We start from the raw sequence: 24,207 nt of genomic DNA, 5'->3' as shown, positions 1-24,207 counted from the left end.
CCAAAGGGATAGGGGGCGCTCCCAATCCCCTCGGCCCCTAGCCTGCTGAGCGAATGATCAGCGATCAGATGCGCTGTATCACCCTTGTAAGAAAGGGTTTTTCCATGTCGCAACAGATTTCAAACTTCTCTGATTCCACGCGAGACACGCAATTTCTGCATTGGGCACGCATTTCCCGAACCAATTTCAGATCGCTCAGCTGGCCTCGCATCGTAAAGGGAGGACGCCTCAGCGATGCTGGCCGCCTGCCCCGTTACGTGGCGCTGTTCCTTCTAGGGGCGAGCTGCATCTGGGCCCCGATCAGCGGATATCTGGCAACCGCACCCGTCAAATACACTTCTCACGCATCGCTGATCCTGCCCGGGTCTGGCGCTTCGGCATCGGTCAACCTGGCCAATATCGGTCAGGCATCCTCCTACGCGAATTCGGCATTTGCCAACGGTTCGATCAGCCCGACCGAGACGTATAAACGTCTATTGTCGGCCGACCGTATACTCGACGCGGCAGCCAAGGCGGTAGAAGCTGACCGGGATGTGTTTGGCAAGCCGCGGGTACAACTGGTCGATCAAACCAGCCTGATCCATATCGAGCTTCAGGCCGCCTCTCCGGCTGACGCTCAGCAATATGGTGACGCCCTAGTGGCCGCCTTTTTCGCCGAGATTGACGCCCTGCGCGCCGATGAAATTGCCACCCGTGAGGCCAGCAATACGGGCGCGATCGAAGACTACACGCGCGCAATTCAGGCCACGCGGGCCGAGATCAAAAAGCTGCAGTCGCAAAGCGGTCTGATATCAGTCGCGCAATACCAACAGCAGGTCGCCGCTAATGACCGTGCAAAGCAGGAACTGCGAAAGCAGGAGAGCGAGCTGGCACGCCAATCGGAACGTGTCGCCGCGCTTCAAGTCGCGTTGAATCTGCCCTCTGGCGCAGCGGCGGCAACGCTGAAACTCTATGCTGATGGGCAGTACCTATCGTTGCTTGAGGACGTGTCGGTGGGGGCTGCAAAGCTGGCGCAAGCTGACGCGACCTATGGATCGCGCCACCCGATCTATGTGAATGCCCAAAACGACTATGAAGGGGCGCGTTCGGTTGCGTTACAACGCGCGTCGCAGGTGACGGGCTTGACGGCCGAGCAGCTCGGTGGACTGGATCGCGCGCCGGAAGGGCAACGGGCGCAGTTGCTCAGCGAGTTGGTGCGCGAGGATGCCTTGCGCGCCGGATTGGAAGAGCACGTCGCGACACTGCGCGTACAAATTCGTCTGGAAACTCTGCGCCTGTCAGACCTCGCCCCCATCGCCGCTGAGCTGGAGGATCGGCAGAGAGATTTCGCTGTGGCAGAGGCCGTGTTCGCCTCTGCCATCGCTCGGTCCGAGTCGAAAAAAACCGATGTCTACGCCTCCTATCCCTTGATCCAAGTGCTGGAAAACCCGTCTCTGCCGACCCGCCCGTCTTCCCCGAACAAGAAGATCTCGATCGCCGCCGGGATCGCTGCAAGCCTTATGCTACTGATGGGTTTGGTGCTGGCATGGGTCCGAAACCCGCTGATCTCAAAACTGCTGAAAGACAAGACAGAGGCCGCAGATTGACGCGTGTAGCCCCTCAAACCCCGGCCGAAAATATCGTCTGGTACACGCTGATCTGGACGTGGCCGTTCTACGGGCTTGGTGCGCTCTATGTTGTCGGTCCAGTGCTGGGTTGGATGTTGGCTGCTATTGCCGGGGTGTCACTTTACCTCGGCCCGGCGATCCGCTCGGACATGCGCGTAACAGGCCCCATCCCCGCCTTGGTCTGGATCTGGAGTGTTGGCATGCTGGTGATGCTGGTCTCACTTTGGGCAGGCCACGCGGATTGGAATCTTGGCACCACGAAAACGATCAAATCGAGCATCGGATGGGCCAAGGGTTGGGCGCTGATCCCGTTGTTTATCCTAGCAGGGGCGGTTTTACCAATCCGGCGCGAGGTTCTGGTCAGAGGACAATGCGTACTGGGCCTTTTGACCTTGTGCCTTCTGCCGTTGCTAGTGGTCGCCCCCTATGCCGGTTTGCCGCATCTGCTTTTTACGTCTCCGTTGAAAGCAGTGGGCGGCCCGGGGCCTGAGTATTTCTCGGTCTACCTGTATACAATCGACCCGGCCAGCGGCACGCCGCGTTGGCAATTCTTTGCGCCTTGGTCTCCATTCGCGGCACTGTTGGGCGTCTGCATGGTCTTGTTTGCCCTTGAAGAAAAGCACCGCAGCTGGAGGGTCATCGGTTTGGCTGCCGGAGTTCTGATGATCCTGATGTCGAAGTCCCGCATGGGCTTGGTCGGATTGGTGGTCTGCTCGCTGACACCCCGCCTCTTGCCACTTGTTGCCCGCAGCTTGGGGTGGATTCTATTGTCTACAGTCACCACCACCGTAGCCGTCTGGGGCGCCGCCTTTGTCGAGTTCGGTAACCGAGCCCTCTACAGCTTCAAATCCGCGCGCGCCGACAGTACCCGCGTACGCGAAACGCTGCAGCGCGTCGCATATGAACGATGGCAATCAGACGCAATGGTTTTCGGGCACGGCACGGTCAGACCAGGAGCGCATCTTGTTGAGTACATGCCGATCGGCAGCCATCACACCTGGTACGGATTGCTATTCGTCAAAGGGCTGACCGGATTTGCCGCGTTTCTCATCCCTTTCCTCGTTCATTTCGCAATCGTCACCTTTGACGCCATAAAGTCGGAACGCGGGAGGCTGCCGCTCGGGCTGTTGCTCACAGTTCTCCTGCTGACTTTTGGAGAGAACGTCGAAATCCAAACTTATCTACTCTGGCCGTCCTTGTTGGCACTCGGATGTCATCTGAGGGAGATCAAAGCGGCGGGTCCATTACATGCCACATCGGATTGGGTCTCATGACCTTGTCCCAAAGCGCTGCTGAGTATGACTGGACGCGACGGGCACGAGTCTGCCTGCCGAGGTATTGCCGCTGCGGATTGGACAACCGTGTTAGACGACAACTTTCCCTCGGCTGCGCCCGAGGACTGCACCGCTATTGGCAGTCGCCTCCTGACCCAAGACGGGCGAGGACAGTGTGCTGACATAATGCGGCACTACAGGCCCGAAACCTCCCTTCGCCTAAATGATCCGCCGCGCAGAAAACCTGCGCGGCGGGCACTTCATTTAATCGACGATCTCGCTGTAGTCCCCGCGGACTTGAACCATCACTGATACGTTACCAGAGTCGCGGTTGCGCCAGAACCAGCCATGTTCACCGGCAAAGGCCGCTTCAATCGTGCCCTCGGCACCGGTCGACCCGCGGCCTTTCTCATAGGTGATCGACTGACCGCCACCGTGACCATGTAGGTCGAAATTCACCCGACCGCCTGTAACGACCATACGGTACTCAGCCGTTGCGCCTTTTTCCATGACCAGCTTCCATTCAGCCGACTCTCCGGGCGTCAGTATAAAGCTGGTTTCGTCCTGCCAAACCTCGGCCTCCTGCGCATGAGCCGACCCAACAAAGAGGCCAAAGACGTCGTTCAGCAGGCTCGACTGATCCTTGCTTTCGAGTTTGCGGTCTGCTTCGGCTTCGTCTGCAAGTTGCGATTTTATCTCGCCCATCTCTTGCAGCCCGAGCACACGGCCAACGCCAGTCGGGTCGATCCCGTATTCGGCCGGCAGAACCACCGTGACAAGGATCGCGACGGCAGACGCACCTGCAATGACGGTCGAGCGGATAAGCTGAGCCGAGCTTGGCAGTTCTTCAAGACTTGGTCTTTCTGTGTTGAACATTTTCTGAACTCCGTTACGCGGCAACAAAATAGCCGGTGATCTGATAGCCCATCAGAATGAACCCGAGGGTCATCATGATGACGTTTACGCTGTAAGCTTGCTGGAAGAAGTAAGGGCTTTTGCGCCAGAACCCCATGACGATAAGGATGATCGCAATAGCCGTAAGCTGGCCAAGTTCCACACCCACGTTGAACGCCAACAGATTGGCAAGAAGCCCTTCCGGAGCGATATCATAGTCGAGGATTTTGGTCGCCAGACCCATTCCGTGGAACAGGCCAAAAATCAGCGTCGCAACTTTGGTATTTGGCTGAAACCCCAACCAACGCTGGAACGCACCAAGATTGTCGAGCGCCTTGTAGACAACCGAAAGGCCGATAATGGCGTCGACGATATATGCGTTTACGCCCCAGCCGAACCAAACGCCCAACAGCATTGTTGTCGAGTGACCGATCGCAAAGAGGCTGACATAGATGCCGACATCTTTGGCTCGGTAGAGAAAGAACACAACGCCAAGCAGGAATAGGATGTGATCGTAGCCTGTGACCATGTGTTTGGCGCCAAGATACATGAAGGGGATGATGTTCACGCCCCAGATTTCCTGGATGTAGCCCGCATCGCCTTCAGTGACGTTATGAGCCAGCACCTGAGACGTGCTCAGTGCCAGATTGGTTATAATGAGGGCCAGCAGGAGCGTCGCGCGCCTGTCCAGACCCCGTGAGATTAGATTCATGGATGTTCTCCGTTGTTATGTGATGTCGAAAACCCCAATCGGGGCGACGTCACACGCGCGGAGGTCGATCTATACCGTAGTTCTTGGTTGGACCGTCCGGCACTCGGTCGAACGTCCTGTCATCAGAAAGCGAGGCTAGTGACAGCGCATTTTCCGGTCCCGGTATGACCATTTGGCTGTGGTCGTGATCTGCACCATCATGACTGTGCCCGTGCATCGCCCACAACAAATCTTCTTCAAAGCCATGGGTATGCCCGTGCTCTGCAATGATCTGCAAATGCTCCTGCACGGTTTCAATCACTGTCGGAGCATGGCCCACGTTTGGCTGAAGCGACCAAAAGATCAAAGACAGGCAGAGCAAAGCTGCCATCGCATTCTGCGTATATCTTTGAACTGCTCTCACGTTTTCAGTGCCTCTTCGGCCTTTCTATATCCCCCCCAGGGGTTATCTCGACTTATATGTCAAAACCACAAATGCTCGCAAGCCATCCAGTACGCATAACGCGGCAGTAACGTGCCTAAGAGCCTCTGCGGTCTCTTTGGCGCCTAGGTTCGGTTGGCAGTCGCTCTATTGAACAACCAAGAAACCTTCCAACGAAGTAACAGTAGCGCCTTCAAGGATGACGCGACTGCCATCCGCTTCACAAGCAATGACTCCGCCTCGCGCAGAAAGCTGGCGAGCCAACAAGTGTTTTTTCTTCAGTCTCCGAGACCAGTATTGCGTCAAACAGCAATGTGAAACGCCTGATACGGAATCTTCTGGCACACCATTTGCCGGGGCAAAGAACCGTGAAACGAAATCAAATTCCCCTGTCCCTTGCGCCGATATGATCACTGCGGGCAACGGTAGTTTTGCCAAAGCGGCAAAATCCGGAGCACAGCTCAGAATGTAATCTTCGCTCTCAAAAACAGCCAGATAGTGCTTTGCGGCCAATAAAGCCAAGGGCTTCTTCCCAAGTGCTTCGATCAGACCCATAGGGACATCGACCACCTCTGGCACAAGTGCGGGCATATCCAGACGCAATCCGTTTTCCCCACGTCGAACGGTCATCCGGGAGGATTCAGAATGGAAGGTGACTGAATCCAACCCGACCTCGAGATCGGAGAACACGATGTGAGCGGCCGCAAGGGTCGCGTGCCCGATCATATCCACCTCGCGCGTTGGGGTGAACCAACGTATGTCGAATTCGGCATGCTCCGCGCGGTTGCGCGCATTTGCTCGAGGAACAAAAAACACCGTTTCAGATTGGTTCAGTTCACTCGCGATGGATTGCATGACCGGTACAGGCAGCCATTGATCCAGTGGGCAAACGCCAGCAGGGTTTCCGCTGAGCGTGCGGTCTGAAAAGGCATCGACGATAAAGGTTCGAAGTTTCATCCCTGGCCGTCTACATTTGGGCGCGGGATTGTGAACGCCCCGTCGTTTTCAATGGCAAAGGCGGCACGAAGAACCGTGCTTTCTTCGAAATACCTGCCAATCAGCTGCAACCCAATCGGCAATCCTTCCGAGTGCATTGCACAGGGCATCGTCAGCGCAGGATGGCCAGACATGTTGAAGAAGGTGGTAAAGCGCGTGATGGCATTGCCAACTGCTTCTTCCACACCGTCACGGGTTGTCTTCACGGTTCCCAGCTTTTGCGCAATTTCCGGCGTCGCTGGCGTCAGGATCAGGTCGACCTCTTCAAACAACGCGTTGGTCTCTTGCCGATAGAGTTCTACGAAGCGCTTGGCCCGGATGTAGTGTTCCGCCAGGAGCGTCTGCCCCAGTGCCAATCCGGCGCGAAAATCCTGCCCATAAAGCTCACCCCGGTCTTGCAAATAAGCCGAATGCGCGCTCAGAGCTTCTGGCATCTGAACGGTGAGAGACACGGCGCGGCTATGTTCGAGATCCGGAAATGTCACTGGGATCAATGCCGCGCCCTTCGCAGTCACAAGGCGTTTGACATCTTCCAATGCTGTCAAGATTTCCGGATCGGTTCGCTCGAAATAGAAATTTGTGGGAATGCCGATGCGCAACCCAGAGATATCGCCATCGAGCGCTGCGGCATAGTCTTCGACCGCAAGGTTTTGCGAACCCGGATCGCGTGGATCGTAGCCCGCAATGATTCCGAGTAAATCAGCGCAATCTGTGACGTCCCGAGTCATGATGCCCACATGATCTAACGTCCAGCAATATGGCACCACACCCGTCGTCGGCACTCGGCCAATGGTTGGCTTCAGTCCGACCAGTCCGTTCAACGCTGCAGGCGCGCGCACTGATCCGCCAGTGTCCGTACCAAGGCTGGCAGGGACCAAGCCGAAGGCCACCGCTGCCGCTGATCCGCTGGATGATCCTCCGGCCAGTCGGCTTGGGTCATAGGCGTTCACGCAAGTTCCATAGACCTCATTTTCGCCGGTTGCGCCGTAAGCAAACTCATGAAGATTGGTCTTGCCCAGGCTCAGCGCGTTTACCTCTCGCATACGGGCGATGACAAAGGCGTCCTCCGATGCAATTCTGTCATGAAACACGCGCGATCCAGCTGATGTCAGAACACCTTCGATGTCGAAAAGATCTTTGGATGCGTATGGAATACCCGCAAAACGCGACCGCTCCAGATCATCGCGCGTGAGGGTCTCGGCTACCTGGCGCGCAGATTTATCTGTCACGGTGATAAAGGCTTTGGAACGGTCATTGTGCCTTGCAATCCGCTCGGCAAAAACCGCGACCAGTTCAGTTGGCGTTATTTCACCGGCTTCAAGCCTGGATTTAAGACCGCGGACAGTGTCAAACGCTATTTCATTTGTCATCTGTCTATCGCTTCTGAACAGTCAGGGCCGGAGGTATCGTGCCAAGGTCGATCTTGCGAAGGACCTCCAACTCGTCCAGCAACTCCTGAAATCCGGTAATGATGCCTAGTTTCGGGTCTACAAGCTCGTCTATTTCCGCATCGCTCCAGTCGTGCGAGGCCATCTGGCTACAGATACCTGTCAGAGTCTCTTTTTTCAGTTTTTGCATGTTACCCATCCACGCAGGTTCCGATGAATCCTCCGGCGCGCCAAGACGCGCGCCGCACTCGTGCGTCACAGTTGCGATAGTTCAACCATTTGGCAATCTGCTACCCTGACCGATACCACCGCCTGTAGGCCTATTTACTAAGCAGGATCTCACGCGGATAGTTGGTGATGTAGTCGAACCCGGTTTCCGTCACGACCACCGAGTCACCAATCCGACCTGCAGTGACACCATCGACCGAGATGCCGCCATCCACCGCAAAGGTCATGCCCGGCTGCAGAACTGTCTTGTCTCCGGCTTTGAGCTCCGGCGCTTCCAGATATGCAACACCGATGGATCGACCGGTACGGTAGCCGGTTTCAAAACCACGCTCTTGATAGACTTCGTTGGCGGCTGCAGCGACGTCTTCGGCCAGAACGCCCGGGCGGATCGCGTGGATCGCGGCTTGCTGTGCGTCAATCGCAGCCTGCTGCACCTCGCGGTCCAGGTCCTTCACTTCACCGATGTGGAACATGCGATCGAAGCCCAGCTTGTACTGTTTGAACTGCGCCATGTTGCAGAAGCAGAAATAAACGGGATCAAACTTTTCATAGGCTTTCACACCGGCACGACCATGCACCATCGAGGTATTCTTGCCGCTTTGAACAATCTGCAGGTTGTGGATCATGGGCGAGACGAAGCTGTCCCAACCCTTGTCGGTCAGGAAAGTGGCCGCCTTGCGCGAACCTGCATCAATTACCGCCAGCGCGCTCTCGTATTCCTGTGCGCCTTCTTTCAAGGAATTATGCGCCGCAAGCATCATCGCACCAGCGATCTCTCCAGCCTGTTTCATCACTTCTATTTCGAAGGGTGACTTGATGGTCCGCATCGCGCCCAGTACCGGAGAGATATCCTTGAGAGGAACGCCCGGATAAGTCTCGTCCAGATGATTGCGGACAATTGCAGGGATCGAACCCTTTTCAACCCAGATCTCGGATGGGCTCTCGCCCAAAGCACCGGCCAGCGCGCGGCCCCATGTGCGTTGTCCGATATCTTCCCAGGTGCGCACGTCTTCGACCCATGTCATCGCGCCGACCATTTCCGACTCCATCAGCGGCGTGATGACGACAGGCGAGTCATCCGCGTCCACCACCAACATCGTGGGGCGCCCGAACTCGATCCCCAGGTAACCCCAGAAACCTGCCAGATAGGCCATTGAGCTTTCATCGGTAAAAACGGCCTTCTGAATGCCTGCGTCCTTCATGCGGCTCTGAAGCTCAGTCGTTCTTTGTTTTGCGTGTTCAAGCATGTGCCTTTTTCCTTCGAGAAAAGCCAACGGCATGACACCAAAACCGATGGCAGGGTTGAACTTCAGGCCGTTCTTTCATTGTCGCCTGGGCGGCCATTTCAATTTTCAATTTCAACGCCGCCCGCCTTCTACGCGGGCGGCGTTTTCGAGCCTCAGTCTAGGAGACCCGGCAAGAAAAGAGCGACCGGCGGCACGAAGGTAACAACGAAGACCATCGGCAGGTGACCCAACAGCAGGAACTTCAAGGTCGGGCCGACATAGGTTGACAGGGGTTGTCGTGTGACGCCCCCGGCCATGTAAAGCAGCGGTGCACAGGGCGGAGAGATGTTGCCCAATCCCAGGTTTGTACCGACAATGGCAGCGAAATGGATCGGATCCAAACCAATCTTCTGCGTTACCGGCAGCAGGATAATCGCAGCCAGAACTCCACCCGAAACGTCGTCGATGATCATGCCCATGATCAGCAACAGCAGATTGATCAGCAACAGGATGACAATCTTGTTTTCCGATATGGTCAGCAACAGATCGGCAAACTGTGTCGGCACCTTGGCCAAAACCATACCGCGGCTCATGACGAACAGGAAAAACAGAACCATCAGGATCGCGCCAGTCAGACGTGCGGCTTCGACTGTTGAGGCAAACAGTTTGTCGAACGGCAGCGTACGGTAGATCAACAGACCAACGGCCAGAGTATAAACCAGCGCCATCGACCCTGCTTCGGTCGGAGTGGCGATGCCGCTGTAGATGCCACCCAAAATGATCACCGGCATGATGATCGCAAGGCTTGCACGTTTACCGGTTTGGCCGATTTCTTTCACGGTGCCCGAGAACGACAGTTTTTCAGCGACCGTGATCGTCGTGTTGTTGCGCAGAAACCAGAAATTCAGCGCGCAATAGGTCGCGGCCAGCAGGATCCCCGGCCCCATGGTCGCCAGAAAACACTTGGCCACTGACTCGCGGATCGCAATCGCGAAGACAATCATTGGAATGCTGGGTGGGATCATCAGCGGCAGAACAGAAGAAACAGCCACGAGCGCAGTTGCATGGCCCGGCGGATACCCTTCCTTGATCATGCGCGGGACCATGATTTTCCCGATGGCTGCAATCGCAGCAGAGGCCGATCCCGAAATCGCGCCGAACAGCGCACAAGTCACAACAGTAACTGCGCCAAGCCCGCCCTTGGTGCGTCCGGCGAATGAATTAACGAAATCCAGGAGTCGCTCGGATATCCCCGAAGCGCCCATCAGGGTGCCCGACAGGATAAACAGCGGAATGGCAAGCAGCGAGAACGCACTGACCTGCGAATAGCCGAACCCGGCATGAAACGAGATGTCTGTGCCCTGCAAAGTGCCAAAGACAAGCGCACCGATGCCGAAGGCAAAGCCGACGGGCACCTCGATCAGCAGCAGGACAATGACAATTGCGATGGCGACGAAAAACAGCGTCATGTCATTCTCCCCCTTTCCCGGTGATCAGGGCGCGGGCTTCGAGGAAAATCTGCAGCAGCATGTAGAAACCCATCAGCACGAAGCCGAAGACCATGCTGAGATCCCACATGTATTTTGGGAATTTCATGTACGAGCTTTTGCGGTTCAGGTTGATGTTGAACTGCGCAAAATCCCAAGCGTATTTGGCAAAAACGACCAGTGCGACCAAGCACAGGATTGATCCGAACAAACGGAGGGCAAGCAATGTCTTTCGATTTCGAAAGACCAGCGACATCACTCCACCTTCGATATGGTCACGCTCGCGCGAGCAATACGCCATTCCGATGAAGTAGATCCACAAGGCCATCATCGGTGCCAGTTCTTCGATACCGAGGAACGGAGACGAAATGACATATCTCATAAAAACCTGCGCGGCCATGACCAGACCAAGGGCAAGCATTGCGACAAACATGATGACTCGCATCAGCCACGCAGCTTTGGCTTCCAGCGAGTACAGGCCATCCAGGCCGCGATAGACAGGCAGTTCGCGATCCTCTGCCGCAGGCACCGGTATGATCGGCGATGGCACCAGGACATCGTCCAAACTGTCCGTGTGCAAGATATCCTTCGTCATTTTCCCTCCCATCCCCATAAGGAAGCACGCGCAAAGCGGGCTTTGCGCGTGTTCGTAAGTGGCGCTATTCCACGCCGGCCGCCTGCTTGATGGCACCCATCACTTCTGTGCCGATGATCTCCTCCATGTAGGGGTATTCGACGGCGACAACCTTTGAGCGATAGGCATCCAGCTGCTCGGGGGTCAGTTCGACGACTTCAATCCCGGCCGCTTCGATCTGCTCGAACCACTTGGGGCTTTCGGACTCGGCGTTTTCCCACGCCCAGGTGACGGCTTCGTCGGCCGCTTCTTTAACCCAGCCCTGCTGTTCCTCTGTAAGGCTATCAAACCATGCTTTGTTTGCGTTCCAGAAGGTGTGTTCGAAGTTTTCGCGCGTGAAAACGTAAGCGCTCAGCACGTCCTTGAACAACAGTACCTCGGATGGCGGCGAGTAAGCCCGACCGTCAATAGCGCCGGTCTGCAATGCTGTATGAACCTCGGAGAATGCCATCGGAACGGCCGAAAAGCCGGTTGCCTTGTAGCGCTCGATCGCCATGGGCATACCCGGAACGCGCATCTTGAAACCTTCTGCATCGGCCGGGAAGTCTACGGGAACGTCAACGCCTTTGCGCACAACGAAACCGGTGAAGTCGGTCGGGATCGTACCCAGCAACTCCATGCCCAAGTCGTTCATGATGTCGTTGTAGACTTCGTTCATCGTCGAACCGGGACCGTAGACTTCCTTGCCCGACTCCCAGTCGTTTGCGACATAGCCCAGAACGGACACGTCCCAGCGCGGATCAAGTTCGGAATGGTTCCACGACATTGTCATCTGAACTGCGCCTTGAGCGACCTGCTCAACGATCGATGTCCAATCGCCTAGATCACCACCGGGGTGATAAGAAACCGACATGGTTCCACCAGAAAGCTCGTCCAGCCGTTCGATGAACTGTTCGGAGACTTTGTGGAAGATGTGTTCCTGATCCATGACGTGACCCAGAATGATGTCCTGAGCCGATACACTGGACGCGGTGAACCCGGCAAAGCCGAGTGCGACAGCCCCAGTTTTCAGAAATTTTGACACCTGCATTTACGAAGGTACCTCCCTTTGATCGAATCTCGGCCTGTGTTTGAGGAACCCCAATCAGGCTGGCGGGACAGTTGACCTGTATACAGCTTAATGTCAATGATCAATTTTATTCGCTATTTTCACACAAAAATGAAGGAGGTGCATGCAGGCTGTGAGAGGTGATCCAGGATCCATGTTCGATGAGGGCCGCCACAAACGGGCAAAAATAGGATTCGTTCTACTCGCGACCGAGCAGACAATCGAAGACGATATGATGGAACTGATGCCAGAAGGCGTCGGTGCACATTTCACCCGGGTGGCCATTCCAGACAGCATCACAGTTGACAGTCTGACCGCAGTCGGGGCTGACCTGGCACGCGCTGCGTCAACCCTGTTGCCAGATGGTAGTCTGGATGTGATCAGCTATGCATGCACGTCCGGCAGTTTGGTCCTGGGCGAAGAAAACGTATTTCGCGAACTGCGCAAAGGCGCACCCAACGCGATCGCGACCTCTTTGATCACCTCCGCCATTCGCGCTCTCAAAACACTTGCGGTAGAAAAGATCGCGGTGTGCACACCCTATTTGGAAGAAGTGAATCTGAGAGAAAAACAATATCTTGAAAATCAAGGGTTCCATGTCACTGATATACTCGGCCTAAATCTGGAAAAAGACAGCGACATGATCCGTGTGCGCCCGGACGTGAACGAACAGTTGGCCCATTCGGTCGATTCCAGGGCGGCCGATGCCGTGTTTATTAGCTGCGGTGCGTTGCGGTCACTCGAAGTCATTGAACGGCTCGAAGACGCCCTGAACAAACCCGTAGTTTGTTCCAATCAAGCCATGGCCTGGGATGTCTTGCGTAAAGCAGGTGTTGATGACCAAATTGCTGGGTACGGTCGGTTGTTGAGAGTCTACTGATTGGTAGTCTAAGACAGCAAAGAGCACCCAGAGGGATCAGAAACGTGACTATCGCAGATTCAGGAATTGCGGCGCCCTCGAGGGCAACCGTAGACGAGATCCAAGAACAAATCTTGGAGCGCATCTGCTTCGCGCACTACCCTCCGGGCACTCAACTGAAAGAGGCCGCGCTTGCCAAAGAATTCGGCGTCAGCAGAACCCCTGTCAGAGATGCTATCGCGCGCATCGGGCATCTTGGATTGGTAGAGACGCGCAATGGTGTCGGCACCGTTGTCATCGAGCTTTCGGCAGAACGTGTCCGCCATCTTTACGAAATGAGGATGGAGCTTGCCCAGATGATTGGGACCTTGTCGCCGATCACTGTCACAGAACATCACCGCGAAGAAGCGCGTTCGATCCATGAAAAAGCCGTGGCACTGCGCGAGCGGCTGGACTCTCAGGAATACGTAAAGCTGAACCAACGCCTACAGACCCTGATCACATCTCTGATCGGAAACCACTCTCTGCGCGAATTCTGGAACCAGGCATATTTCCAGTCGTCCAGCGTCTGGCATCGCATGGAACAGATTGTTGGCATAGTTGCCTACGATTCTTTGGTGCGAGAGACCTCTGACTTGGCCAAAGCACTGGAGCGTGAAGACATCGCCGCCGTCGGATTTTTGCAGAGAGTCTACATAGGATATGCTTTTCAACTGATTGAGACACATCTTTTGAAGCGACAAGAAGAACGTGAGTTTTGAGTCGATTGCTCAATGCTCGTTGGAATTTTCTTAGAACTTCAGAAAAATTGGTTTCGGCAGATCACCTGGCCTTTCCCATTGGCACAACCGCATTCTGGTTAGATTTCGAACCATTGGGAGCAAACGCTTCTGTTCGCCAAAAATTGTACGTTGGACATGACGGAGATAGAAACACCTCAGTGCGGGTGTTTTGTGAAGCGACTTTCAGTAGAGTCGCACGCTACCTTGCGCATCTCGCCAGCCCCTCCGAAAGCGACAGTTGATCATACGCGCGCAAAATGTTTGGGAGCTACCTTTTCGGGCATTGCAATTTCTTATGGGATGTCAGCTCAGAACCTCAGCGCAATTTCTATCACTCTGACGGCTTTGCAAGTAAGTTACAGCCAAGTCTTCTAATGACGACACGCAATCCTCGGTTATGCGTTCATCCCTTCAATCATCGTTGTTTTCATTGACACATTGCCTTGCATGCGATCCGCTGAGCTACGTCATCTGTTTTAACGCAAGGATTTGAAGTCATGCCAGAATCGCTCAATCTGCATAAATTTGAAAACCTAAGTCCTTTCCAAATTAAAGACGAACTTATCAAGTTGGCGCAGAAAGAAGCGCGGCAGATGGCTTTGCCATATCTAAATGCCGGTCGAGGGAACCCAAACTGGATCGCCACCAAAGCGCGTGAGGCATTTTTCCTTTTGGGGCAGTTCGCCATGACAGAAGCTCAGCGCCATCGGAATGAGCCGGAGGTCGGTCTGGCTGGGATGCCGCAAGGGCCAGGCTGCTACGATCGGCTCAAAACGTACTGCGCGAAATCGGTTGAAGGAAACGGCCCTCCTGGTGCAGATACTTTGGTGGCGGTCGTTGATTTTTCGATTGAGAAATTTGGGTTTACGCCAGACGATTTCGTGCTCGAGTTGACCGATGGTATCGTCGGCGACCATTACCCAATGCCCGACCGTTGCATGGAACACAACGAAGCGATTGTGCATGAATACGTTATGTGGGCGATGTGCGCGGGGCACCGACCGGATGCGAAGTTCGATATCTACGCGGTCGAGGGTGGAACCGCAGCGATGTGTTACATCTTCAAAGCGCTCAAGAACCAGAGATTGCTGAATGCCGGTGACACGATTGCGCTGGGCACACCGATTTTCACGCCCTATCTGGAAATGCCGGTCCTTGAAGATTATGGGCTGAACACAGTGGATGTATCTTCGAAAGAAGAGGACCACTTTCAACTGAACGACGAAGACTTCGAAATTCTGTCCGACCCGAAAGTCAAAGCACTCTTTCTGGTTAACCCGGGCAATCCGTCTTCAGTCGCTATCAGCCCCGAGGTCTCGGCTCGGCTTGTCGAGTTCGTAAAGACCCGCCGCCCGGACCTGATCATTTTGACTGACGATGTGTATGGGACCTTCGTTCCAAACTTTCAGTCTATCTTGGGGCATCTACCTGAGAACACTATCGGGGTTTATTCCTACTCCAAGTATTTTGGTTGCACCGGATGGCGTTTAGGCGCGATTTTGGTGGCTGAGAACAACATCTTCGACAAGATGATTGCGGATGCTCCGGATGAAACCAAGGCCGTTGTCAACGCACGGTACGAAACACTGACGCCTGATCCATCATCGTTCAAATTCATCGACCGGATCGTCGCAGACAGCCGCGATGTTGCGCTGAACCACACTGCAGGTCTGTCGCTACCGCAACAGGTGATGATGACCTTGTTTTCACTCGTCGAGCTTATGGACGAAGAGAAGGCCTATCAGAAATTCTGCTGGGGTATTCTGAAACATCGCTTTGAAGAGTTGGTCGACGGGATGGGCATCGAAGTTCCCGACAACCCGCTGTTCGACAAATACTACGGTATTATCGACTTCGAGTTCTGGCTTCGCAAATACGTGGGCGAAGAGGTTGTCGAGTGGATCAAAGAGAATGTCCACCCGCTGGATATATCCTTCAAACTGGCTCAGGACCACGGGATCGTGTTGCTGAATGGATCGGGCTTTGACGCGCCGAACTGGTCGGCGCGGGTATCCTTCGCCAACTTGGATGATAGTGCTTACCGCCAGATCGGAAGAGCTGTACGCGCAGTGGCCACTGGTTACGTGCAGGCTTACCGTGCCTCGAAAGGACTACCTTTGCACGGTTAAGATCCAGTAACAGCGTAGAGCAACGGATCAGCATGATGATTGACACACATGCTGATCTCGACCTTCCGAGCTAGGATCCCGGTTGTCGCGCCCGCTTCCGACCTGAATTACGGCACAAAAGCCACAACCAACGGTCCCCAGAGTGTTAGGAAGATATTGGCCACGGCATAGGTCATGGTGAAGGCCGGTGTGGGTGTCGAGTTCCCGGCTTTTTCCAAGAGTGTCGCAAAACCGGGATTGCCCGAGCGTGATCCGGTCACAACCGCGCAGGCCTCAACCGGGTTCTTAATACGCAGGGCGAAGTAGTTGATCGGGAACTGCACGATCATGGGCATCAATGTAACCACAACACCCAAAAGCAGAAGTATGATCCCATATTCCTGAATTGCCTCTAGTGCAGGTTTGCCCGCATTTAGGCCAACAACACCGACAAATACGGCCAATCCGAAACTCTGAAGGAAATTAGCAGCTCCACGATTAATACCTCCGATCTTGGGTTGCCGGATGCGCAAATAGCCGATGATCAATCCTGTAACCAGGCAACCGAGGCCGGACCCCAAAGCCACCTTCGTTCCGGCGATGACGAAACTGATCTCTCCGATCAGATAGCCGATGGCTACGCCGATCCCCAATGCAATGAAATTGGTGACCGAGGCCGAAGGCGGCACATAGCCCGCAACTTTGGCAACTCGATTCAGGTCGTCCTTGTGGCCGACAATACTGATCTCGTCACCTGCGTGGATCTCAGTATTGTGCAGGACGGGGACATCATGGCCCATGCGAGTGATCTTTGAGATATGAACACCGCGCCTTTGATCTGCCGTCAGAGCCTCGCGCAACTCTGCCAAGGTTTTGCCGGTCAGTTTGCGGTTGGTGACCACGACGTTGCGACGCTCCTCCACAACCGTCAGTTCAGGTGGGTACTCTCCGATTTCACCACTGGCGCTCCCCTCGAACTGGGTCAAAGTCGCAACAAGGCCAGAGACGACCACAGTGTCTCCGGCATTGACTATCGTTTCGGGGGTCGGATCTACAGGGGCGCCATCGTGGAGCAACCGTTCGACGATCAGATCGCCATCATAACCGCCTTCGATGTCCTTGACGGATTTTCCGGCAATGCTTGCATCCGCATTTACCTGATAGGCGCGGGCGTCAAACCGATTCATAGGAAGGAATTCTCCTTCCTCTAGTTTGGGACCACCACCCCCGAGTTTCTGAGCCAATTTTATCGCTTCTTGCCGCAGATCGACACGCATGATGATGGGAATGATGCTAACTGCCAATATCGGGCCGATTGAGCCGAAGATGTAAGTAACCGAGTATCCTACGGCGATGTTGGTTTTCAGTTTTTCCGCCTCATCAGCGGCGAGCCCAAGCAGATCGATGGCGTTTCCAGCGGTGCCAATGATTGCAGATTGTGTCAGGCCGCCAGCGGCCAACCCCGCAGCCAGCCCTTTGTCCAAGCCCGCCAACCGAGCAACGACGATAACAAAAAACAACCCCCAGAGGGTCATCATAAACGCGGCCAGTAACTTGGTCAGCGCAGTTCGGTTCAAGGCCGCAAAAAACTGAGGCCCGCCGTTGTAGCCGACCATGAATATGAAGAGGGAAAAGAAAACATTCTGAACGTCGGTGCTAAGGTTGATACCACCGATCTGGCCAATGAAGACTGCCACCAACAACGTGCCCGCAATGCCCCCCAATTCGAACTTGCCGACCCGAAACTTTCCGACGCCGTATCCAAGACCCAGACAAAGAAACAATGCCATGATCGGGAAGGCGCGAAGCTGTTCTGTAATCAATTCCATTATTTAATCTCCAGGGTTCAAACGCTGGTCATTTCCCCTCAAGATACAGCGCCCTACTGTATTGAAAACAAAAAAATTTAGGCACCCGACGTCGTGCGGACTCTATGAAACCATTCGGAACAATTTCTTATAATTGCTCGGGTGAACTTGAAATCAAAAAACTATTTTCAAAATGTAGGTCACGCCATTCACTCTTTGCCTTTTGGGAATGAGCCTTTGCCATTTCGGGGGTTTCACGTGGTCCCTTCTCAAATGCTGCAGATCTCCACTTAATTTGCAGCGAACGGAGGTTGTTTTTCTGACCTGATCTGCAGCAATGAAGCGATCACTCTGAACGGCGGGATACTGTGTACAGAACAGCGTCGTCGTGAGCGCAGTTAAGTCTTTGGCCTCTTCTTCCCGATTTGTGCGACAGAGCCGAAGGTTACGCAGATTTACAGGAGTTAACGCGATTTCTGCAGCTACTGGTGTAGAAATTTCAGTCTGGGTGAAACGATGTCTTCCGATCTGCAAAAATGGAGCGTGCAACAAGTTGTGAAAGCCGGCACCGACCAAAGGTCGCCCGCCAAAAGTACTCTCAACTGAGGCTCAAAACCTGATCCGAAAACTGGCGCCGTGTTCTCGGGTCATTGTCTCGATCACTGCATTTGCTTGTTTCAATACAGCGGAAACAATGGACAAGCCCAAGCCAGTACCGCCTTGATCCCGTCTAGTCGTGAAGAAGGGCTCGCTTATGCGCGTAGTGTTGCGCGGGGAAATTCCCGTGCCATCGTCAGAGACAATCAAGCTGTTAGAAGCTGAATCAAATGTAATGTCGACACGTGTTGCCCCGTGCTGGAAGGCATTTTGCAAAAGATGATGCAGAACAATGTGCCCCTGATCTTTGGACAATGGTAGGCGCGTGTCGGAAGGCGCGTGACACTCAATGACGTGCTCTGAAAACTCGGCTGATGCGGCTTGGACAATATCCGCCAATGGCGTTGGGGTCGCGTCAGTTTGAATGCTGGCCCGGGCCAGTTCGCGAAGACGCACCAGCAGAGCGTTCATGCGCAGACCTTCCTCCTTTATGTTGTGAACCAGTTTCTGATTTCGGTCACCGGGTAGAGCAGATGGCCCTTCAGACAACAGCTCGGCCGCGCCGAGAATTGCGGTGACCGGCGATTTCAACTCATGTGTGACATGGCTCGTGTAAGTTTCAATCGCTGTGGAACGTTCTGACAAGGTTGCGGCCATAGAAACGACGTTGTTGCCCAAATCTGCCAATTCCCTCACCCCATAGTGCAGCACCGGGTCAGGCGTTGGCTTCGACCCGTTTGCGACATCTCGGCTTTGACTGCTGAGGTCGCGGATTGGCTTCGAGATCAGTCGCCACATCATCCAGCAGACACCGACCGCAGACACCAGCATGAACACGGCAACAGAACCCAGTGTGAACCGTTCCTGAAACAGAAACTTCCTCAGGTCCATGGGCGTGCGCGACAGGTAAACGGCGCCGATAACCCGATTGCCCAACACAACGGGATGTGCAACGAACACGCGGTATGACGTGTCCCTGCTGATCGAATTCAGAAGATGCCGCTCAGACGGATTTTCCCGATGCCGCAACACAGAGATGGTTTCCCCCTGCAGAGCTTGAGACACTTCCGGGACATGCAGAAAGGACCCGATGACGGATCCGCTGCTTGCAATGACTCGACCAGAATGATCCGTGAAAACATATCCTGACAGAGTCGTCTTCTTTGCAGACATGGCCAACTGGGACAACGTTTGAGAAATCGCTGCGTACGGCGCAGCCAAAGGTTCATCTATTGAAACCGGATCGGGTCTGGGCGGCGAAACCTCTCCGCGAAGCAGGTCCAAACTGGGTGCTATGGGATGAAAGTCCTGCTGAAGCCGCGTAATCTGCTCGGGGGACAAGCTGTGGCCAACATCGGACGTATGTTGGAATTCTGAGAAAACCGCAGCATACACCTCGGCAAAGACAACCGCCTGAGATAGCAGGCTACGTTCCGTTTCACGCGCGAATTGGTTGCTGGACAAGCGCGCGCCCAGAACGCTGACGATTGGAAGCGTCACCAGCGCGATGCAGACCAGCGCAATCACCAGTGCAAGCGAAGGCCGCCATTTTTTCTTGACGGTCAGCACCGACAAACGCCCAATTTTACACCAACCCCGTGCACGGTCTGGATCAGGTCTGGATAGCCCGACGCGCGTGCCTTTTGACGGATATTGCGAATATGGCTGTCGACCGTGCGCCCGGACAGGTAGGTGTTATGACCATAGACCAGTTCAATGAGCTGCGACCGCCCGAAGACCCTGCTTGGCGCCTTGGCGAGGATCGACAGCACCGAGAACTCGATCCCGGTCAGCTGAATCTCGGTTTCCGCAAGGGTGCAACGATGGGCGCTGTGATCCAGCCGCAGGTCCTGAAAAACCGTCACTTCGTCGGGCGCCTTTGTGTCTACCGAGCGCGCGAGAATGGCTTTGATCCGTAGAACCAGCTCACGCGGGCTGAAAGGCTTAGTGACATAGTCATCGCCACCAAGTTGAAACCCAAGAATGCGGTCAATCTCATCATCCCGTGCCGTCAGAAACAGGATCGGTACAGTTGAGGTTTTGCGCAGCTCCTTGCACGTTTCCAACCCGTCCATTTCGGGCATTCCGATATCCAGAACAACCAAGTCAGTCGGGGTTTTTCTGAACAGCTCTAATGCATCCTGACCAGTGCCCGCTTCGGTGGTTTGAAAACCGGAATCTTCCAGTGCAAAACGTACGACATCGCGGATACGGGCATCATCATCTACGATTAGAATGTTGTTCACGGTATCTGTCCGCCGTCGAAGTTTCACCCAAGTCACAATCAGAGATCATACTGCCATTGGCCGGGTCAAGTGGGGCCTGCACACGTGATGCGCTCCATTTGAAATCGTCCCCCAACCACCAGGCATCTGTTCGCAATTTATATGGTATGTGTCTCATGCTTCGATCCTCCGCACTCGGGTCAGACGCAGCGCGCCTAAAGCCGCCAGGACGATCAGCCCAAAAATCGTTTGAGGCTCGGGTGTTGATGATCCGCTGAACGCGGTTTTGGGATAGGCCGCAGCACCGACACCCGCCACCTGAGGCAGGGCCACAGCTGTACCTCTTGCCGGTACCTCGCCTTCATTCACAACCTGTTGAGACACAGCTACAAATGAGGTGAACTGCGTCTGAAGACTGAACTTCAAACCAAGATCGGTGATCTGTGCTTCAAGCTTCTTGGGGTTACCTGTCTGAACCGCCAGGGCGCGGTCCAAATCCGCAATTTTCGTGCGCGCCCAGGTCAATGGGATTGCTTTCCCTTGACGCATATCAGCGTCAGCGACGGGCTTCGATGGCAGGTTCAGCGACAACGGCATTTGCGCGTCTCGACCCTGAACCAAACCATTGATCTTGATGTCCGTAGGCCCGCCACCTTCGTACCGCGCCATAACCCGGATTGAGCCACCGTCGAACAGGTCAGGGATATGTTGGGGAACGACGTCGGTAACGTTCAGTCCGCCCCAATCAACGGATATATCCGTCAGTACCGGCGATTTCAGGTCTTGGGCTAGCGCTTCCGCAACATCCGACGCGCGCTGCGTTGGATCGACATATCGGGCATAGCCACGACCTTCTTTGGCCATCCCATCCAAAAGGTAGCGATTGACGGCAGTACCGACACCAAAGGCATAGATCCGAGCATCACCGATCTGCCGCCGGATTGTGCGCAAGACATCCGCTTCGCGTCCGATATAGCCATCGCTGAGAAAGACGACGATGCGCAGTGTATTCTCAGGTTGCCGCGTCGCAAAAGCATGACGGATTGCATTGTCGATTTCGGTTCCACCTCCAGCGCGGAGGTCGCGCACGTGGCGCAAACCAGACCGGACGTTGGCGCGTGTGGCGGGAACGGCTTGGGATGCGAATTCGGACGCGCCTGACGAAAACCGGATAACTCGAAAACAATCTTCGGGACGCAAACCCTTTAACGCAGTTTCCATAAAGCGCTTGCTGGCATCCAGCGGTGCGCCGCCCATTGATCCCGAGGTATCTAGCACAAAAACCAGCTCTCGCGCCGTTATTTGATCCGATTGCGGAACCTTTGGTGGTTCGATTAGTAGCGACACAAAACCGCCGCGCTCATCATGATGCGCCAGCACTCCGGCCGCTGTTTGATCACCGCCAAGTTCGTAGCGCAGAACAAGATCACGGTTGTCGATCACGCGTCCGTCCTTGAAGGTGGCACTGATTGCTCCATCGGACTCCTCAAGCTGCAGATCATGGGTTGCGCTTGTCAGTTTTGAAACAGGGACAGCGCCACGCAGGTTCAGGGTCAGCGAAACGCGCGCGGGTTCAATCGTATCTGGGTTCGTCAGGCTTGGAACTGGCGGGTATTCGGGTAGCTTGGAAACCGACCAGCCAGCGATCTCAGTCACGGCGGAGGCGTCCAGCTCTTCTTCGTGGAAGTCCGCCAGCACGACATTCTCGGACGTCGGTTCAAAGTCCATCCTGCCCTGATAGCGCGGCCCGACAACCAGTGGCAGCACTAACTCATAGGCATCATCGATCTTTGGAACCGCCTGCACATAGCTCAGCGTCACCGTGATCGGCTGCCCTGGCATCAGGTTGGCGACGTTCTGCGTGAACATGTTGGGACGATGTTGGCTCAAAAGGGCTGCGGTCTTACCCTCTTGCTTTGCGGTTTCAAAGGTTTGTTCGGCCTCGTGCTTTTTCTGAACCTCAGCCTCAATCACTTCGTCGCCAACCCGCATCTGCATGGAATAGACGGCAGCCTTTTGGTTCAGTGGAAACAAGTACTCCGCCGACATTGGATCATCTGATGGGTTCACGAACACCTGCTGCGCCTGAACGGTTGCAATATCGCCTTGAATATCAACGGAAAGGTCCGACTTGAGCAGCGGGAGATCCAATTGACCCGCCGCACTAATACCGACCAATCGGCCCGCGACGTCGTCTTCTGGTTGGGCGTAGACAATCCCGGGACACAGTAAGAAGAGAAAAGCAAAGTGGCGTATCATATGTCCGTTCCTTTGATGGTTTGAATGTCCAGAGCTGCAATCGTGGCAGCGTCGAGTTGGGCGCGAAGCTCGCTGTCCAGACTCCATGGGGTAATCCTTTGCACGCTGCTCCAGGTGCCGCCGGAGCCGTTCAGCCAGCGCCAAATCGCTTCACCTACGCTGGGTGTGACGTGCCCGTTTTGTGAGACGTAGCTGACTGCGACGAGCCATTCGTGCCCATTTGGGCCGATCGCGCGATAGTAGGCACTCGGAACGCCGTCATAGCGTGTGCCAAGAAAGTGAACCTTGTAACCCAGACCCCTCAGGCAGATCTCCGGTGCATGCAGATGCCGCAGCGGTGCGCGCGTGCTAACCACGTTCAGCCCCAGCGGACCAAACTGAGCTTTCTGAGCCTGTCCGCCATAGGCTTCGAAGTAGTGTGCCTCCATCGCAGTCAGAGGTACGCTTCGCATAAGATGCCCGTAAATTTGTGCGGGAAGGTTCGGGGTTGCCACACTGCCCGAAACATCCACTGGATTGGCCTTGAGGGACACGATGGCAATGCTGCCGACTAGGCAAGCAAGCCCGCCAAAAGCTTTGATGGATTTCGGCAGGATGATCCGGCTGGATTTTGGGCGACCTACACATGCAACCGCATTGCGGGGCCGATAAAACAGCGCAAAGGGCGCAACCGTCAGAGCAAGCGTTACCAAGCCGATCAGGCTGTGCCAAGGTTCGGCCATCACATCCAGACCATGTGTAATCCCAATTGCCAGAAGTGAAATGCGCAGGCTATTGCCCAAGGCGGCGCATCCGATCACGGTCAAAACGCTGAGGCCACCAACATACAGTTTAGGACGCATGATCGCGTTCTGAGTGACCACAAAAGCCAGCGACAACAAAAGCCCTGACGCGCCCGAGCATGGCAAGTCCACCAGAATGTCTTTCTGTTCCAAAGTGATGCGCACCCCGTCGCAAACGACACCTGAAAACAAAGAGCCAAGCATGTGACAGGACAACTCCGCCGAAACCATCTGCAACGGGAAGCCAAGCGTGCGCTGCAAGACCATCTCGGCTGGTAAAGAAAACAAAAACAGAGTGGCCATCCAGAATGGCGAAAGCGCGAAGGGGCGACGATGCAGCTGCAATACCGAAACCAGCGCGAAAACATCCAATGCAAGCGCGAAAGCACTGAGGATATTGACCGCCAAAACCTGTCCTAGAAATCGGATCAAAGCGGCCAGCAACAATAAGGCAATCGTAGGTATCTGAGAGCCCACTTCATTTGGACGGCCGCTCAGAACGCTCATGCCGGCCAAACCAAAAATCAGCAGAACATAGATATATCCGTGCGACCCGTAAGCCGGACTAAGCCAGCTTTGTGCAAGCCATTGCAAAGGCTGCGCTGCAAGAATTGCGGAGGCGGTTGCGAAGGTGCACCAAGCCAAGTTATCTGCGGTCAAACGTTTCATACCGCCAGATGTGACCGGCGAATGCGCATTTCCCCTGCCCAAGATGTGCAGATTTTGATGAGACACTCTCAAGTGAGGTCTTTGTCGCTTTTCTCAGTCCTCAGCACACTGCGCGTATTGCCTTATGCCATGTAGGCTCTGCAATCACTTCTAAAGCGCGCCGGACTTCAGGCGTCAGCAATGGATGTGATCATTGGAACACT

Annotated in this window: 20 protein-coding genes; 5 read left to right on the top strand and 15 right to left on the bottom strand. The window is 54.9% G+C overall.

Annotated elements, in window-relative coordinates:
- Nucleotides 1–104 precede the first annotated feature (104 nt).
- Both ACR0IP_RS11385 and ACR0IP_RS11380 read left to right on the top strand, forming a co-directional pair.
- The gene (locus ACR0IP_RS11385) at nucleotides 105–1,586 is read left to right on the top strand and encodes a GumC family protein (RefSeq protein ID WP_480525610.1); all 1,482 of its coding nucleotides are present in this window, start codon (nucleotides 105–107) and stop codon (nucleotides 1,584–1,586) included.
- The gene (locus ACR0IP_RS11380; protein WP_480525608.1) at nucleotides 1,583–2,881 is read left to right on the top strand and encodes an O-antigen ligase domain-containing protein; all 1,299 of its coding nucleotides are present in this window, start codon (nucleotides 1,583–1,585) and stop codon (nucleotides 2,879–2,881) included. Before ACR0IP_RS11385 ends, ACR0IP_RS11380 begins: the two co-directional genes overlap by 4 nt.
- Nucleotides 2,882–3,145: 264 nt before the next feature.
- On the opposite strand, the gene ACR0IP_RS11375 is transcribed toward ACR0IP_RS11380, so the two are convergent.
- The 10 genes from ACR0IP_RS11375 to dctP form a co-directional block, all read right to left on the bottom strand.
- Entirely contained in the window at nucleotides 3,146–3,757 is a 612-nt protein-coding gene (locus tag ACR0IP_RS11375) for a transmembrane anchor protein (protein ID WP_480525606.1), read from the bottom strand.
- 13 nt (nucleotides 3,758–3,770) lie between these two features.
- On the bottom strand, nucleotides 3,771–4,487 hold the full coding sequence (locus ACR0IP_RS11370; RefSeq protein WP_480525604.1) for a HupE/UreJ family protein: 717 nt from the start codon (nucleotides 4,485–4,487) through the stop codon (nucleotides 3,771–3,773).
- 49 nt (nucleotides 4,488–4,536) lie between these two features.
- Nucleotides 4,537–4,857: a hypothetical protein gene (locus ACR0IP_RS11365; RefSeq protein ID WP_480525602.1), complete on the bottom strand. Its 321-nt coding sequence runs from the start codon at nucleotides 4,855–4,857 to the stop codon at nucleotides 4,537–4,539.
- Between the two features lie 198 nt (nucleotides 4,858–5,055).
- A complete protein-coding gene (locus ACR0IP_RS11360) occupies nucleotides 5,056–5,865 on the bottom strand; it encodes a PhzF family phenazine biosynthesis protein (protein ID WP_480525600.1) in 810 nt (269 codons plus the stop codon).
- Entirely contained in the window at nucleotides 5,862–7,274 is a 1,413-nt protein-coding gene (locus ACR0IP_RS11355; protein WP_480525598.1) for an amidase, read from the bottom strand. The genes ACR0IP_RS11360 and ACR0IP_RS11355 overlap by 4 nt, the downstream gene beginning before the upstream one ends.
- 4 nt (nucleotides 7,275–7,278) lie before the next feature.
- Nucleotides 7,279–7,482 carry a hypothetical protein gene (locus ACR0IP_RS11350; RefSeq protein ID WP_170552071.1) on the bottom strand — a complete coding sequence of 68 codons (204 nt, stop codon included), beginning with the start codon at nucleotides 7,480–7,482 and terminating at the stop codon, nucleotides 7,279–7,281.
- Nucleotides 7,483–7,612: 130 nt separating this feature from the next.
- Nucleotides 7,613–8,767 (bottom strand): M24 family metallopeptidase, encoded by a 1,155-nt coding sequence (locus tag ACR0IP_RS11345; RefSeq protein WP_170471592.1) that lies wholly within the window; start codon nucleotides 8,765–8,767, stop codon nucleotides 7,613–7,615.
- Between the two features lie 152 nt (nucleotides 8,768–8,919).
- Nucleotides 8,920–10,215: a TRAP transporter large permease gene (locus tag ACR0IP_RS11340; RefSeq protein WP_480525596.1), complete on the bottom strand. Its 1,296-nt coding sequence runs from the start codon at nucleotides 10,213–10,215 to the stop codon at nucleotides 8,920–8,922.
- A gap of 1 nt (nucleotide 10,216) precedes the next feature.
- The gene (locus ACR0IP_RS11335) at nucleotides 10,217–10,828 is read right to left on the bottom strand and encodes a TRAP transporter small permease (RefSeq protein WP_480525595.1); all 612 of its coding nucleotides are present in this window, start codon (nucleotides 10,826–10,828) and stop codon (nucleotides 10,217–10,219) included.
- A 64-nt stretch (nucleotides 10,829–10,892) separates the two neighbouring features.
- Nucleotides 10,893–11,897, bottom strand: a complete 1,005-nt coding sequence (dctP, locus tag ACR0IP_RS11330) for a TRAP transporter substrate-binding protein DctP (protein ID WP_480525594.1) — start codon at nucleotides 11,895–11,897, stop codon at nucleotides 10,893–10,895.
- 172 nt (nucleotides 11,898–12,069) lie between these two features.
- Between dctP and ACR0IP_RS11325 the strand changes: the two genes are divergently transcribed.
- From ACR0IP_RS11325 to ACR0IP_RS11315, 3 genes are all read left to right on the top strand, one after another.
- On the top strand, nucleotides 12,070–12,795 hold the full coding sequence (locus ACR0IP_RS11325; protein ID WP_480525592.1) for a maleate cis-trans isomerase family protein: 726 nt from the start codon (nucleotides 12,070–12,072) through the stop codon (nucleotides 12,793–12,795).
- A gap of 44 nt (nucleotides 12,796–12,839) precedes the next feature.
- Nucleotides 12,840–13,535: a GntR family transcriptional regulator gene (locus ACR0IP_RS11320; RefSeq protein WP_480525590.1), complete on the top strand. Its 696-nt coding sequence runs from the start codon at nucleotides 12,840–12,842 to the stop codon at nucleotides 13,533–13,535.
- A 518-nt stretch (nucleotides 13,536–14,053) separates the two neighbouring features.
- The gene (locus ACR0IP_RS11315; RefSeq protein ID WP_480525588.1) at nucleotides 14,054–15,685 is read left to right on the top strand and encodes a bifunctional aspartate transaminase/aspartate 4-decarboxylase; all 1,632 of its coding nucleotides are present in this window, start codon (nucleotides 14,054–14,056) and stop codon (nucleotides 15,683–15,685) included.
- Between the two features lie 107 nt (nucleotides 15,686–15,792).
- On the opposite strand, the gene aspT is transcribed toward ACR0IP_RS11315, so the two are convergent.
- The 5 genes from aspT to xrtT form a co-directional block, all read right to left on the bottom strand.
- Complete coding sequence (gene aspT / locus ACR0IP_RS11310; protein ID WP_170552053.1) at nucleotides 15,793–17,493, bottom strand: aspartate-alanine antiporter; 1,701 nt, start codon at nucleotides 17,491–17,493, stop codon at nucleotides 15,793–15,795.
- A 588-nt stretch (nucleotides 17,494–18,081) separates the two neighbouring features.
- Complete coding sequence (locus tag ACR0IP_RS11305; RefSeq protein ID WP_480525586.1) at nucleotides 18,082–19,638, bottom strand: ATP-binding protein; 1,557 nt, start codon at nucleotides 19,636–19,638, stop codon at nucleotides 18,082–18,084.
- Nucleotides 19,632–20,315, bottom strand: coding sequence for a response regulator transcription factor (locus tag ACR0IP_RS11300; RefSeq protein ID WP_480525584.1), 684 nt, complete (start codon nucleotides 20,313–20,315; stop codon nucleotides 19,632–19,634). The genes ACR0IP_RS11305 and ACR0IP_RS11300 overlap by 7 nt, the downstream gene beginning before the upstream one ends.
- A 153-nt stretch (nucleotides 20,316–20,468) precedes the next feature.
- Complete coding sequence (locus ACR0IP_RS11295) at nucleotides 20,469–22,445, bottom strand: VIT and vWA domain-containing protein (RefSeq protein ID WP_480525582.1); 1,977 nt, start codon at nucleotides 22,443–22,445, stop codon at nucleotides 20,469–20,471.
- Between the two features lie 104 nt (nucleotides 22,446–22,549).
- Nucleotides 22,550–24,004 carry an exosortase T gene (xrtT, locus tag ACR0IP_RS11290; protein ID WP_480525580.1) on the bottom strand — a complete coding sequence of 485 codons (1,455 nt, stop codon included), beginning with the start codon at nucleotides 24,002–24,004 and terminating at the stop codon, nucleotides 22,550–22,552.
- Between the last annotated feature and the right edge of the window lie 203 nt (nucleotides 24,005–24,207).

Source organism: Ruegeria sp. AL11, assembly GCF_056540865.1.
Note: the sequence above shows the minus strand (reverse complement) of the source record. Positions and strands in the feature narration are given on the sequence as shown.